General features: G+C 60.0%; 14 protein-coding genes and 1 pseudogene. 5 read left to right on the forward strand and 10 right to left on the reverse strand.

Going from position 1 to position 12,666, the window contains the following annotated elements; all coding sequences use genetic code 11:
• Positions 1-23: 23 nt before the first annotated feature.
• The 4 genes from PH551_RS17455 to PH551_RS17470 all read right to left on the reverse strand — a co-directional run bounded on the left by PH551_RS17455 (position 24) and on the right by PH551_RS17470 (position 3,886).
• Complete coding sequence (locus PH551_RS17455) at positions 24-884, reverse strand: shikimate dehydrogenase (RefSeq protein ID WP_285193942.1); 861 nt, start codon at positions 882-884, stop codon at positions 24-26.
• A gap of 63 nt (positions 885-947) precedes the next feature.
• Complete coding sequence (locus PH551_RS17460; RefSeq protein WP_285193943.1) at positions 948-1,964, reverse strand: TRAP transporter substrate-binding protein; 1,017 nt, start codon at positions 1,962-1,964, stop codon at positions 948-950.
• Positions 1,965-2,031: 67 nt separating this feature from the next.
• Entirely contained in the window at positions 2,032-3,312 is a 1,281-nt protein-coding gene (locus PH551_RS17465; RefSeq protein ID WP_285193945.1) for a TRAP transporter large permease subunit, read from the reverse strand.
• A gap of 10 nt (positions 3,313-3,322) precedes the next feature.
• Complete coding sequence (locus tag PH551_RS17470) at positions 3,323-3,886, reverse strand: TRAP transporter small permease (RefSeq protein WP_221112961.1); 564 nt, start codon at positions 3,884-3,886, stop codon at positions 3,323-3,325.
• A gap of 279 nt (positions 3,887-4,165) precedes the next feature.
• On the opposite strand from PH551_RS17470, the gene PH551_RS17475 reads away from it, so the two are divergent.
• Positions 4,166-4,804 carry a TetR/AcrR family transcriptional regulator gene (locus PH551_RS17475; protein WP_285193946.1) on the forward strand — a complete coding sequence of 213 codons (639 nt, stop codon included), beginning with the start codon at positions 4,166-4,168 and terminating at the stop codon, positions 4,802-4,804.
• On the opposite strand, the gene PH551_RS17480 is transcribed toward PH551_RS17475, so the two are convergent.
• From PH551_RS17480 to rapA2, 5 genes are all read right to left on the reverse strand, one after another.
• A complete protein-coding gene (locus PH551_RS17480; protein WP_285193947.1) occupies positions 4,785-5,837 on the reverse strand; it encodes a sensor histidine kinase in 1,053 nt (350 codons plus the stop codon). The genes PH551_RS17475 and PH551_RS17480 overlap by 20 nt on opposite strands.
• Complete coding sequence (locus PH551_RS17485) at positions 5,837-6,541, reverse strand: response regulator (RefSeq protein ID WP_285193948.1); 705 nt, start codon at positions 6,539-6,541, stop codon at positions 5,837-5,839. Before PH551_RS17485 ends, PH551_RS17480 begins: the two co-directional genes overlap by 1 nt.
• 23 nt (positions 6,542-6,564) lie before the next feature.
• Positions 6,565-8,085: a DUF4153 domain-containing protein gene (locus PH551_RS17490; RefSeq protein WP_285193949.1), complete on the reverse strand. Its 1,521-nt coding sequence runs from the start codon at positions 8,083-8,085 to the stop codon at positions 6,565-6,567.
• Positions 8,086-8,494: 409 nt separating this feature from the next.
• Positions 8,495-8,683: a hypothetical protein gene (locus PH551_RS17495; protein ID WP_285193950.1), complete on the reverse strand. Its 189-nt coding sequence runs from the start codon at positions 8,681-8,683 to the stop codon at positions 8,495-8,497.
• Positions 8,684-8,840: 157 nt separating this feature from the next.
• Positions 8,841-9,560, reverse strand: a complete 720-nt coding sequence (rapA2, locus tag PH551_RS17500) for a calcium-binding lectin RapA2 (protein WP_285193951.1) — start codon at positions 9,558-9,560, stop codon at positions 8,841-8,843.
• 540 nt (positions 9,561-10,100) lie between these two features.
• Between rapA2 and rpsU the strand changes: the two genes are divergently transcribed.
• The 4 genes and pseudogenes from rpsU to PH551_RS17520 all read left to right on the forward strand — a co-directional run bounded on the left by rpsU (position 10,101) and on the right by PH551_RS17520 (position 11,695).
• Entirely contained in the window at positions 10,101-10,334 is a 234-nt protein-coding gene (gene rpsU / locus PH551_RS17505) for a 30S ribosomal protein S21 (protein WP_285193952.1), read from the forward strand.
• A gap of 46 nt (positions 10,335-10,380) precedes the next feature.
• A complete protein-coding gene (locus PH551_RS17510) occupies positions 10,381-10,575 on the forward strand; it encodes a hypothetical protein (RefSeq protein WP_097599081.1) in 195 nt (64 codons plus the stop codon).
• A 10-nt stretch (positions 10,576-10,585) separates the two neighbouring features.
• Positions 10,586-11,153: pseudogene (locus PH551_RS17515) on the forward strand (alpha-ketoglutarate-dependent dioxygenase AlkB).
• Between the two features lie 62 nt (positions 11,154-11,215).
• A complete protein-coding gene (locus PH551_RS17520) occupies positions 11,216-11,695 on the forward strand; it encodes a pyridoxamine 5'-phosphate oxidase family protein (protein ID WP_285193953.1) in 480 nt (159 codons plus the stop codon).
• Positions 11,696-11,724: 29 nt separating this feature from the next.
• On the opposite strand, the gene PH551_RS17525 is transcribed toward PH551_RS17520, so the two are convergent.
• A complete protein-coding gene (locus tag PH551_RS17525) occupies positions 11,725-12,636 on the reverse strand; it encodes a LysR family transcriptional regulator (protein WP_285193954.1) in 912 nt (303 codons plus the stop codon).
• Positions 12,637-12,666: the final 30 nt, after the last annotated feature.

The raw sequence follows: 12,666 nt of genomic DNA on the forward strand, positions 1-12,666 counted from the left end.
CGCAGTGGTCCTTGCGGGTAGCGTTAAGTCGTCATGGTCTTGAAATGCGCGAGCATGCGACCGGCGTCAGGCTCCTTGCCGGTGATCAGACGAAAGGCGCCAACCGCCTGAAAGACCGCCATGCCGCCGCCATCGAGCGTCCGGCAGCCACGCTGCCTCGCCTGCCACAATAGCTCGGTCTCCAGGGGGAAGTACACGATTTCGGCGACCCAATGCCGCCTTTCCAGAAGTTCGGGCGGAAGCGGCGTGCCGGGATATTTGGCCATGCCGGTCGGCGTCGCATGGATCAAGCCGGAAGCCGCCTTCATCGCGACAGCAAGATCGCTGCCGGCGGCGATCGACGCACTGGGAAAGAGCGCGGACATCGTTTCCGCCAGATCGATGGCACGCTCATGCTCGCGATCGAATACCGTCAGCCTCTTCAGGCCGAGCGTCAGGATCGCATAGGCGGTTGCGACACCCGCTCCGCCTGCTCCAAGCTGCACGGCCGAGGAAAGATCGGCTTGCGGCAGCCCGCGCCGGAAGCTTTCGGCAAAGCCCCACCAGTCTGTATTATGCCCAAAGCGCCTGCTGTCCTTGAGGACCACGGTGTTGACGGCGCCGAGCGCCCTGGCTTCCGGCGACAGCTCGTCGAGCAGGGCAATGACGAGCTGCTTGCAGGGATGGGTGATGTTGAGGCCGGCCAGACCACGCTCTTCGGCATCCGCGACCAGCCGCGAAAGATCGGCAGGCGAGGCATTCAGCTTGACGAGATCAATCAGCTCATAATCGTAGTCCAGCCCCTGGGCCGCACCTTCCTCCATATGCATGGCAGGCGTCAGCGAAGCCTGGATACCGGAGCCGATCAGCCCGGCCTTCAACGGTTTCAGCAGTGTCTCGGCCATACGTCAGTTCCGTTTCTCTCATGATGGTAAAGGCCCGCAGGATCGCTGCGGGCCCTGATTCGCTTACTTGCCGCGAACCGTGTCGAGCTCCTTGAAGAGCTGCGTGACGGTCTCCGCGCCGATCTGAGCGGTGAACTTGTCGATCAGCGGCTTGACGGCGTCGCGCATCTTCTGCGTTTCTTCCGGGCTGAGCTCGACGACTTCCATACCGGTCTTCTTGATTTCCGCGATCGCGTTGGCATCCTTCTCTCTGGACACCTTGCGCTGATAGTCGCGGGCTTCCGTCGCCGCCGACTGGAAGACCGCCTTTTCCTCATCGTTCAGGCCATCCCAGAACTTCTTGCTGATGAGAACGATCTGGGGATTGTACTGGTGACGGGTGACCGTCATGTACTTCTGCACTTCGAAGAACTTGGCGTTGATGATGTTGGCGGCCGGGTTCTCCTGACCATCGACGGTGCCGGTTTCAAGCGCGGTATAGAGTTCCGTATAGGGCAGCGGCACCGCATTGGCGCCGAGGCTGTTGAAAAGTTCGATCGGGATCGGCGACTGGATCGTGCGGATCTTCAGGCCCTTGATATCCTCGAGCTTGGTGACGGGATGACGGTTGTTGGTGAGATTGCGGAAGCCGAGTTCCCAATAGCCGAGACCGACGAGGCCGGTATTGGGCAGGAGCTTCATCAGGTCGGTGCCGAACGCGCCGTCCATCACCTTGTCGGCCTCTTCGCCGCTGTTGAAGAGGAAGGGCAGGTCGACCGCGCCGAACTGCTTGACGTTGCTTGCGAGAATGCCGGCGTTGAGCACCGTCATCTCGATGACACCGCCCTGCAACGCCGACACCGTCTGGACGTCGCCGCCGAGCACGCCGCCCGGAAACAGCTTGACCTCGATCTTGCCGCCGCTCTTTTCCTTCACCAGCTCGGCGAACTTCTCCATGCCCATGACCTGGGGATGGCCCTTATTGTTGGCGGCGGCGAATTTGAGGCTGTGCTCGCGGATTTCTGCCACGGCAGGGCCGCTTGCCAGAAGCGCAATCGGCAGAGCCAGTCCCAGCGCCATTTTCGTCAATCTCTTCAGCATGTTTTCCTCCCAGGATAGGCCGGCATCTCCCTCCGGCCGCGTTGAAACTCCATCGCCACAGGCGAAGTCAGTGCCCGAACCAAGCGACCGGCGCGGTCACCAGTGTGGGAAAAAGGACGAGCAGAAAGAGAACGATCAGTTCGGCGATCATGAAGGGGATGACGCCCTTCATCAGATCCTCCATCGAAAGCTTCGACACGCCGCAGATGACGTTGAGAACCGTGCCGACTGGCGGCGTTATCAGCCCGATCGAATTATTGATGATGAACAGCACGCCGAAATAGACCGGATCGATCCCCGCCTGCTTGATGATGGGCATCAGCACCGGCGTCATCACCAGGATCGTCGGCGTCATGTCCATGGCGGTACCGACGACGACGATCAGCACCATGATGGCAAGCAGCAGCAGCGTCGGATTGTCCATCAGCGGTTCGACGAGAGACGCGAGTTCGCCGGGCACGTCGGCGACGGTGATCAGCCAGGCCGAAACGGCGGCGCAGGCCACCAGGAACATCACTACCGAGGTGATTTTCGCGGCCGCGACGAAGACCTCGAACAGCCGCGACGGCGGCAGTTCCCGATAGACGACCATCGATACGAAGAGCGAATAGACCGCCGCGACGACGCCAGCTTCAGTCGGCGTGAACACGCCGAACTTCAGGCCGACGATGATGATGACGGGCAGCATCAGCGCCCAGATGCTCTCGGCGAACGCCTTCATCCGCACCGCGCCGCTTTGCTTCGGCGGCAGGGCGAACTGCTCCTTGCGCGCCACGATCAGCCAAGTAACGCAGAGGGCCGCACCGATCATCAGGCCCGGGAAAATGCCGGCCAGGAACAGCTTGGTGATCGAGACTCCGCCGATGACGCCATAAAGGATGAAGCCGATCGAGGGCGGGATGATCGGGCCGATGATCGAGGCGGAAGCGAGCAGGCCGCCGGCGCGAGCAGGATCATGGCCCGATTTCAGCATCATCGGGAAGAGCAGGGCGCCAAGCGCGGCCGCATCGGCGACGGCCGATCCGGAAAGGCTCGACAGCACACAGGCCGCGAAGATGGCGACGAAGCCGAGGCCGCCCCTGATATGGCCGACCAGCGCCATGGCGAGATTGACGATGCGGCGTGAAAGGCCGCCGGTATTCATCACCTCGCCGGCGAGAAGGAAAAAAGGCACGGCCATCAGCGGAAAGCTGTCGGCGCCGTTCAGCACGTTCTGCGCGACGATCTGCGCATCGAACATGCCGAGATACATCATCAGCGCCACACCTGTGATGATGAGGGCAAAGGCGATCGGAACGCCGAGCGCCATCGGACCGAGAAGGGCGCCGAGGAAGATCGTGACAGTCATGACGCGCTCCTCAGTGCTTCGGCTTCAGAACGGGGAAGGCCGTCTGCGCGGGATCTTCAAGTGCCGCCTGTTCCTCGCTGTCGCGCACAAGCCCGGCGGTCGTCACGTCGATGCGGTCGGTCACGATGGCAAAAGCGTCCCAGAGAAGGATGAAAAAGGCCGGCACGCCAAAGGCGAGCCCCGCGCCGTAGAAAACGCCCATCGAAATGCCAGTCGCCGGGGCCGAGACGTGAAGGTTGATCAGCGTCTGGGCCCAGCTGCCGCTGATCATCAGCCAGGTGGCGACCAGCATCATTCCATAGCCGAGGAGCACTGCAAGCTTCGCGAGCGGTTTCGGGAGGCGGATGATGAGGGAGTCGACGCCGAGATGGGCATGCTCACGCATCGCCACGACGGCGCCGAGGAAAGTCAGCCATATGAAAAAAATGCGCGACAGTTCTTCCGAAGAGGTGATGCCCTGGTTGAAAGCGTAGCGAAGTACGACATTGCCGAAAACCAGCACGACCATACCTGCCAGCAGCAGCGCGATCGTCACCTTCAGCGCGAAGAAGTAAAATTCGATGATACGGGTCATTCGCTCCTCCCAAGCGTAGCCTTGCCCTTGCCGGCCGACCGTCGTCAGACCCGCGAATGCACGTCGTGACCAAATATTAGCGTCGCGATCAATTCCTCCACTGTTCGCTTCTCCAAAATGTACTAACTAGTTCGTATGTCAAGCGGCATCTATTGAAACATGCCTGCAACGTGAATAAGACTGGCGGAGACGGGTCCAGAAGACACTTGCTTCGAGTGAAGCCGAAAGCCGGAGTTCGAGAGACAAACCAATAGATTAGAAAGTGCGGTAATCAGGCTCATGACGGAACGGGGCGAAAACGGGCGGAAGAACGATCCACAGCAGACGAAGGAGGATATCCTGCTCGTCGCAACCAAGGAGTTCTCGACCCATGGGCTCGCTGGCGCCCGCGTCGACGCGATCGCCGAGAAGACGCGCACCTCGAAGCGTATGATCTACTATTATTTCGGCAGCAAGGAAGGGCTCTATCTTGCCGTGCTCGAACAGTCCTACCGCAAGATACGCTCGCTGGAATCGGACCTGCATCTCTCCAATCTCGAGCCGGAAGAGGCGCTGCGGACACTGATTTCAACGACCTTCGATCACGACGAGGCCAATCCCGATTTCGTCCGCCTCGTCAGCATCGAGAACATCCATCATGCCGCCCATATGCTTCGCTCCGAGGCGATCCGCGATCTCAACGTCTCCGTCATCGAAACCATTGCCGGCATATTGGAGCGCGGCTTCGACCAGGGCGTCTTCCGGCGCAAGGCCGACCCGATCGACATCCATATGATGATCAGCGCCTTCTGCTTCTTTCGCGTCTCGAACCGCTACACATTCGGCACGATCTTCCGGCGCAATCTCTCGGACGGCGAAACGATCGAACGCCATCGCGGAATGATCGCCGATGCCGTCGTCAGCTATCTGAAAAGCTGACGGCGCCCCCTTCAGCCCGCTGGGATAGCAAGGGTATCGCAATTTCGAACTCAGCGCCGGCGCCGGTCGTCGGCCGAAGGCGGATCGTGCCGCCGTGAGAGCCCAGCATGGCTTGGACAATTCCGAGGCCCATGCCGGTGCCGCCCTCTTCACGCCGGGTCGAGAAGAACGGCTGAAAAATACGATCGCGGTTTTCCTGGGAAATACCGCCGCCGTCGTCACGGACATGAATGAGGGCCGTTCGGGCATCGGACGACACGGTGAATTCAAGCAGCGCGGCGCCGTGCTGAAGAGCGTTGTCGGCAAGGTTGGCGAAGACGATATCGGCGGCCTCCTCTGGAAGCGCAATCAATGCCTCCGTATCTCCTGCTCCTAAGATATCAAGGGCAGGAAATCGCTGGCGCAATAAGGGAATGACGGTTGCAATGCTGCTTCCGCCCCCGGTCATCGGCATTTCCGCCTGTGCAAGTTCCCTCAGCCGCTGCAGCAACGTATCGAGACGGATAGCGTCGGCGACGATGTTGTCCAGAAAGTGCAGGCGCTGCGCCTTCGTCATCGGCCTCTCGGCATCATCGTCACGCAACAACTCCGCCGCGCCCCGAATGGCAGTCAGCGGCGATTTCAATTCGTGGGACACATGTGCGGCAAAGGAGCGGACATATTCGGTGCGGTCGACCAGTTTTCCCGCGAGATCGAGGAAACTCTGCGACAACACGGCGATCTCCCGCGTCCCATAGCTTTCAAGCGGACGGATTGCTGCCTTGCCGCCGCGGGCGATCTCATCCGTCCGGGCGATCAGGGCGTCGATGGGACCGGTGATGGTGCGCGTCAGCACATAGGCGACGGCGAGCGTCAGCACGAGAACGACAACGAGGGCGATGATCTCCACCGGCTCCATTCGGTTCGCGCTCGCCTCCGTGGCGCGAAACCAGATGACGATCAAAACAGGCAGCGCCATCACGGTGAGAAGCACCGCATAGACGATCAGCGCCAGCGGCGGCCGCCATTTCACCCTGACCTTCGGCGCCGGCATCACGCCTTCCTCCCGATGTCGCCGCCGAGCTTGAAGCCGATGCCGTGAACCGTTGCGATGACCCCCGAGCCGCCGGCGGCAGCGAATTTGGCCCTGATGTTGCGGATATGGCTGTCGATCGTGCGATCGGCGACATAGGTGCCGGCGCCGTAGGCCGCCTCCATCAATTGCTCGCGGCTGAAGACCATACTGGGCCGTGACAGCAATGCGTCCAGGATGGCGAATTCGAGCGCCGTCATCGCAACAGCGCTCTTGCCGAACATAACGGTCCTGCCGGCGCGATCCAGGCTTAGCTCGCCGGCGACGAGCGTGGCGTGGCGCCTGTCAGGCCCCGCCTCATTGCCACTGCGCTTCAGGATCGCTTTCACCCGCGCCACGAGTTCACGCGGGCTAAAGGGCTTCGTTACATAGTCGTCCCCGCCGATTTCGAGGCCCAATATCCTGTCAATCTCCTCATCGCGCGCCGAAAGAAACAGGATCGGCAGTCCTGAAGTCGAGCGGATCTGACGGCAGACTTCCAGACCGTCCATACCGGGCATGCCGATATCGAGAATGATCAGATCGATATTGCCGCGGCGGAAGGCCGCCATCGCCTCGGTGCCGTTGCGCACTGCCATCGATGCCAGGTCGGCGCGTTCAAGGGCGAAACAGATCACATCGCGGATGTGAGGTTCGTCATCGACGACGAGAATGCGCGGCGCCATCACCAGTCCTGCGTTGGTTTGTCCTACCTGTTGTTATCGTTCTCGTTCGATCTTGCAATGGTAGCAGCAGTCAGAAGATAGCTCTCCAGCCGTGCCGCTCGGAAGGTCCAGCTACGCCAACCGCGCGGCTGCAACTCCAGATCCTTCGCGAGATCGTAGCGGATCGATAGCGCCTCGTTCCTCTTGTCGACCACGTGGGCCGGCAGCACGCTGAGATAAAGATCGAGCGCCGGAATGACGGAAGGGCCGAGTGAGGAAAGGTAAAGCAGGTCGAGCGGCGGGCCTTCCTGGCTGGTTTCCCGGCTGTGAGCGACATTGAAGCGGGCGATGAATGCCGGGAAATCGATGAAGGCGCTGATGTAGAGAACCGTCACGAGGGAGGCGAGGTTGGCGGCGATCAGCCACTGGTTGGATCGGTTGAGCAGAATGCGCAGCAGGATGAGCACGAGACCGATGGCGACGAGCGCCATCCAGAGACCGGCGGCGACACGCAGTTCCGTCAGCGAATAAGCTTCGACGTAAAGTCCAAGGCGCAGCATCGATGACAAGCAGAGAAGGACGTTCTGAGCGATCCAGGCGTGGACAAGGCCGCGGATGAGCGGACTATAATCGCCGGGGCCGCCGCGTCGCATAGCAACGAGGACAAAGCCGGCGGCCAGAAGCGCGGTCGCAATCAGGGGATATGCGCCGCGATGTGCATATTCGGCATGGCTCATGTGATCCGGCAGATCCGCGCCGCCCCAGAGATAGACGAGATCGAGCAGTGTCTGCACCGCAAAGACGGCATTGAACAGGACGAGCGACCGCAGCAGCGACGCGTGGCCGAGTAGTGCATTTCTGGCGGGCACTATCATGAAGGCCCTGCTGGCCTGTGACCGCGCAATGCGACGCTTCAGGCGCGGCCGCAGCATCGCCCAAACCGCGATGGCGATCATCAACCAGAAGCCGATCCGCCAAAGATCGAGGAACTGCAGCAGAACACCAAAATCAATGCTCCGCAGCGCGATCTCGATAAGCGGGTTGGCAGCCGCAAAGAGAGACACGAAGACCGCTGCGAGAACGACAGGCATGATCCAGAGACCGATGCCCCGACGAACGCTGACAAGGGAGAGGCGTCTGCCCGGCGTCGTCACATATTTCTTGATACTTTCGATAAGTCGCAAAGGAATGATGAGAGCGAACCGAAGAAACACTGGCGGCAGAGCTGCTAGCCGCCGAGGCATCAGCTTGGCGCTGACGAGAGCGACCGACATCAGCCCACCGACGCAAAAGGCAACGCCCATGAGTGAGGACGCTTCCAGCAGGGGCGCCGAAGCCAGGACCAGAAAGCCCACCAGCAGCGCCGCTTTCGCTGGCGACGGCGTTTTCCGAGACGCAAACAGAATGCCTGCGCAAACGGCGACCGCAAAGAGGAAAAGATTGATCCCGGGCGCGTGGCCAAAGATCAAAAAGTCGGCAAGCGCCACCAGCGCAAGCAGCGTGGCGACCCGGCCGTTGCCACGCTTGATGGGCATCGGTTGTGTCAGGATGTCGGCTGTGTCCATTGGAGCTCCTCTCGCAGACGCCGATTTTCGATCACGATGAGCGTACTTCCCAAGCTTCCCTCGGCAGAGAGGCCCTCAGTCAGCCACCACCCGTCCTTGCGCAGGCGATCCGGCAAGGCTGGCGATGTGAGGCGTGGCGGGATGTCGTTTTTTCTCATGACGGCAAGATGCCGCGCCGGATTGCAGATTTTGTGCAGAGAGTGAGGAGCAATTCAGGAGATTGTCCGATCGGAAAGTCATCGAGGGTCGCTCCAGCTTGCAGCGACGGAGGGGAATTCACCAATCGCTCAGGAGCGCGACAACGAACGTCACCCGATCGGGCGACGCTTCTGCCGGTCCACGGAGATGGCACGTCGAGATCGACTAGACTAAGGAAGCGGGGAATATCGCCGGTCGGCGAGCGCGGACCTCATCGGTATCGAGGCGCACGCTTGGCATTATGGAGCAATTCGCAGGCTGTCGCGAATGGTCCGAAGAGTTTGAGCAACAACGCTTGCTCCTCGACATCTATCCGATGGCGAGCGCAGAACTCGGTTACGGACCAGACTTTGGTCAGATCGTCCGATTCGATTTGCTTGGGTTCGATGTGTTCGGTCAAGGGCGTGTCCTCCGAACATCGAGACTACGCCCGCCTTCCTTTTATAAGAACTAGCTAAAAAGGGTTATGTCTGCCAACGCTGGCGTCAAGAGCGGCGCAACAAAAAGCCCGCCGATTGCGCGGCGGGCATCTTGTCTCGCTGATCTACTGCTGCGGATCAAACACCGACGCCGTCGGGATGAGCGTCCGTGCCAAGGATGTTGAGCGTCACCTTGGCAGTGTCCGTATGGCCTTCGCCGTCGGAGATCTTGTAGTAGCGCAGAACTTCCGTGTAGGTCTGGCCTGCATTCAGATCGGCCGTCAGATCGTAGGTGAAGGAGCCGTCGGCCTTGACGTGGAACGTACCGTAGGTGCCCTGAACATCAGTAACGGCGCCATTGTGGCTGTCTACCTGCTTGGTCAGGAACTGACGCAGGAACATCTTGCCGTTGTCGCCGGCAATGTCGTTGTCGAGAACGTTGCCGCCGATGGGGCTGCCTTCGGTGAAGCTGTAGACGTCGTCGACAGCAATCGGCTTGACCTGGGTGACGCCCTGAATGTTCAGGGTGAAAAGGCCAACGTCAGTGTGGCCGCTGCCGTCGGAGATCTTGTACGATACCTTCTCCTGGAGCAGTTCGCCGTTGGTGAACCCGATCTTGGCAGCATCGCTCAGAACATAGGTATAGCTGCCGTCCGGCTTGACGAAGAACGTGCCATACTCACCCTGAATTTCGGTGACCTGACTCATGCCGCCCTTGGCGCCAACGCTGGCGCCATCAAAGGCGCGCAGAAACAGGTGGCCATTATCGGATGAATCGTTGGAAAGCAGATTTCCGGAAATTACGTCAGTTTCTTGAAATGTTGCACTATCATCAGTTGCGTGAATCGGCGAAGCCATTAGTTTCTCCTAAAATTGTATATCTATGGGGCCATTTGACCTTTGAGAGCGGCTTCTTTAACAACCTATTAATACTACAAGTCAACGGGTTATTTAACGAAAGGTTAAAATTCACCTATAACGTGTGGCGCCGCTTTATAAAACGACTATTACGTACGTCGCTTCAATCAAATTTGATGCAATTTGGAGCAATTTACACGCGGTAAACTTGAAGGAACTTCTGCGGCGACTAGGTAACGGCGGCGTTTTTCTGGTGCTGCTTATGGTGCCTGCACACCATTGCAATCCCTATCGCCGCCACCTATTTCTAGAGCCGAATCCGATCCCATCGGTCACTGAAGCAGTGCCCAATCGTCAACGGACGCAAAGGATCGGCGGTGTGCGTCAGCCGGCGCGCCACAGGCAACCCCAATAACGAACGATAGTGCAGGCTGCGGCCAGCAGAGGATTTCTATCGAACGACGAAACACAGCGACTGCGATTGCGGTCGCAGTTCGGCTGAAAGACGATCGACACATCATCCAACAAGGAGAATTCGACATGCAGGTACTCGTCAGAGACAACAATGTCGATCAGGCCCTTAGGGCCTTGAAGAAGAAAATGCAGCGCGAAGGGTTGTTCCGCGAAATGAAGGAACGGCGCGCTTATGAGAAACCGTCCGAACGCCGCGTCCGGGAAAAAGCGCAGGCGATCAGCCGGCAGCGAAAGGCTGCACGCAAGAAGATGCAGCGCGAAGGGCTGCTGGTCGGGCCCAATCGGACGGCCGCGCGTTAGAATCCTGCCCCGGTCTCAGCGGTGATATTTCCCGAAAGGATAGACAATGGACGAATTGAATAGCCTCACCGTTTCGGAGGAACGCCTCGAGGATTGCCGCGATGTCGTTGAGCCGGATTTGCAGGATCTGATTCAGCGGGCACTGACGTCGGGCTTTTCGCGAGAGGAAATCCTGATAGCAGTCAGCGAACTGGTCGCAGAAGACTTCGCGACGGTCATGGAAACCCCGAGCGTGCATTGAGGAACGAGCGGTGACCGTGATTGCACAGAAGGATCTCTTTGGCGCGGCCGACGACGGCTTTCCCGAGGGTTTCCGATATACCCAGGATATTGTGCCCGTCGATCTGCAGCGCTCAGTTCTCGAAGCGATACCGGCCCTGCCGTTCAAAGCCTTCGACTTCCACGGGTTCGAAGGCAAACGCAGAACGGTCTCATTCGGCTGGAAATACGACTTCGATAGTCAGCGCAGGGGAAATACCGTCACTGCTGCTCCCCATTCGGGAGATCGCCGCACGCTTCGCGGATATCGCGCCGGAGGCGCTCGAACATACTCTCGTGACGGAATACGCACCCGGCGCGCCTATCGGCTGGCACAGGGATAAATCCGTGTTCGGCCGCGTCGTCGGCATCTCCCTGCTTTCGTCATGCACCTTCAGGCTGAGGCGCCGGAACGGCGACAAGTGGCAGCGGCGATCGCTCGTGCTTGAACCCGGCTCCGCCTATATCATGGCCGGCGCCTCAAGAACGCTCTGGGAGCATTCCATCCCGCTTGTCGATCGGCTGCGTTATTCGATCACCTTCCGGGAGTTGGCCACCTAAAACCTCGGGAACATCGGCTTCAGCAGATGGTTACTCCGTCTTTCGCACAAATGGAGATGACGATGGCCGAGCAGGATGACGCGACGCGGGTATGGGAACTAATCGACCGAATAGGGTTCTGCATGTTGACGACCCGCAACGGTGACAATCTGCGCGCCCGGCCGATGTCCGCCTATAGCGCGCAGCTTGAAAACGCGGTCTATTTTCTGACTGATCTCGCCAGTAACAAGGACGACGAGGTCGCCCGCTGGCCGAACGTCTGCCTGGCCTTTGCCGACACCAAGGCGCAGAAATATCTTTCCGTGTCGGGGACGGCCGAGGTGCAGAACGACCGCGAAAAGATCCGTGAATTGTGGGCAACGCCGGCAAAGGCATGGTGGGACAATCCCGACGATCCCTCCATCCGCATCCTCAAGGTTACCCCGTCTTCGGCTGAATATTGGGATAGCCCCGGCACCATCATCAGCTATATCAAAATGGCGGCCGCAGCGGTCACAAACAGCAAACCGGATATGGGCGACAACGCCGAGGTCACGCTCTGACGCTAGGCGCGGAGGCTCGCCGACGGACATCAAACCCAGTTGGCCGATGCCTTGACGAAGTCGATGAATGCCCTGAGCGGCGCAGGCACCAGACGCCGGCCGGGATAATAGAGAAACGGTCCTGAAAAGCGCTGCCACCACGGCTCGAGGACGGGCTCAAGTGCGCCGCTGTCGAAATGCGGACGCAGCCAATCCTCGAAAATGCAGATGATTCCTGTGCCCGCTATCGCCGCGTCGACGGATAGATCGGTCGCCCCGCCGACTCTGACGATCAATGGGCCGGTCGGTTCGACCCGCACCACCTCGCCGTCCCGCTCATATTCCCATGGTGTCGTCAGCGCACCACTGGCAAAACGGCCCAACAAACAGGCGTGATCAAGGAGTTCCCTCGGATGTCGCGGCCGCCCGTGGTGGTCGAGATAAGCAGGCGATGCCGCAGTGGCAAAGCGCTGGTGGCGCGGACCAATCGGAATCGCGATCATATCCTGCTCCAGCCGCTCGTCATAACGGATGCCGGCGTCACACCCGGCAGCGAGCACGTCGACAAAGCTCTCCTCGGCGACGATCTCCAGGCGAATGTCGGGATAGGCGGCGAGGAATGGCGGGATGATGGCAGGCAGCACCAGCCGCGCAGCGCTGACCGGCACATTGAGCCGCAGCGAGCCAGCCGGCCTGTCGCGAAAGCTGTTGACTACGTCGAGCGCGGCCTCCACCTCCGTCAAAGCAGGGCCGAGCCGCTCCAGCAGACCCTTGCCCGCTTCGGTCGTAACGACGCTACGCGTCGTCCGATTGAGGAGCCTGACGTCGAGATCAGCCTCCAGGCGACGCACCGCTTCGCTCAAGAAGGAGGCGCTGCTGCCACTGGCGCGCGCTGCCTCGCGAAAACCACCCGCCCGCGCCACTGCGACGAAGGCGTTGAGGTCACTCAGGTCTGCTTTCACTGTTCGCCACTCCGCACGGCCCGTGCGCAT

Origin of the sequence: Rhizobium atlanticum (genome assembly GCF_030182485.1) — a bacterium.
GTDB lineage: Bacteria > Pseudomonadota > Alphaproteobacteria > Rhizobiales > Rhizobiaceae > Rhizobium.

Excerpts from the sequence above, each read along its gene's own strand:
- PH551_RS17455 (WP_285193942.1), bottom strand. The coding sequence starts at position 884 with ATGGCCGAGACACTGCTGAAACCGTTGAAGGCCGGGCTGATCGGCTCC.
- PH551_RS17460 (WP_285193943.1), bottom strand. The coding sequence starts at position 1,964 with ATGCTGAAGAGATTGACGAAAATGGCGCTGGGACTGGCTCTGCCGATT.
- PH551_RS17465 (WP_285193945.1), bottom strand. The coding sequence starts at position 3,312 with ATGACTGTCACGATCTTCCTCGGCGCCCTTCTCGGTCCGATGGCGCTC.
- PH551_RS17470 (WP_221112961.1), bottom strand. The coding sequence starts at position 3,886 with ATGACCCGTATCATCGAATTTTACTTCTTCGCGCTGAAGGTGACGATC.
- PH551_RS17475 (WP_285193946.1), top strand. The coding sequence starts at position 4,166 with ATGACGGAACGGGGCGAAAACGGGCGGAAGAACGATCCACAGCAGACG.
- PH551_RS17480 (WP_285193947.1), bottom strand. The coding sequence starts at position 5,837 with ATGCCGGCGCCGAAGGTCAGGGTGAAATGGCGGCCGCCGCTGGCGCTG.
- PH551_RS17485 (WP_285193948.1), bottom strand. The coding sequence starts at position 6,541 with ATGGCGCCGCGCATTCTCGTCGTCGATGACGAACCTCACATCCGCGAT.
- PH551_RS17490 (WP_285193949.1), bottom strand. The coding sequence starts at position 8,085 with ATGGACACAGCCGACATCCTGACACAACCGATGCCCATCAAGCGTGGC.
- rapA2 (WP_285193951.1), bottom strand. The coding sequence starts at position 9,560 with ATGGCTTCGCCGATTCACGCAACTGATGATAGTGCAACATTTCAAGAA.
- rpsU (WP_285193952.1), top strand. The coding sequence starts at position 10,101 with ATGCAGGTACTCGTCAGAGACAACAATGTCGATCAGGCCCTTAGGGCC.
- PH551_RS17510 (WP_097599081.1), top strand. The coding sequence starts at position 10,381 with ATGGACGAATTGAATAGCCTCACCGTTTCGGAGGAACGCCTCGAGGAT.
- PH551_RS17520 (WP_285193953.1), top strand. The coding sequence starts at position 11,216 with ATGGCCGAGCAGGATGACGCGACGCGGGTATGGGAACTAATCGACCGA.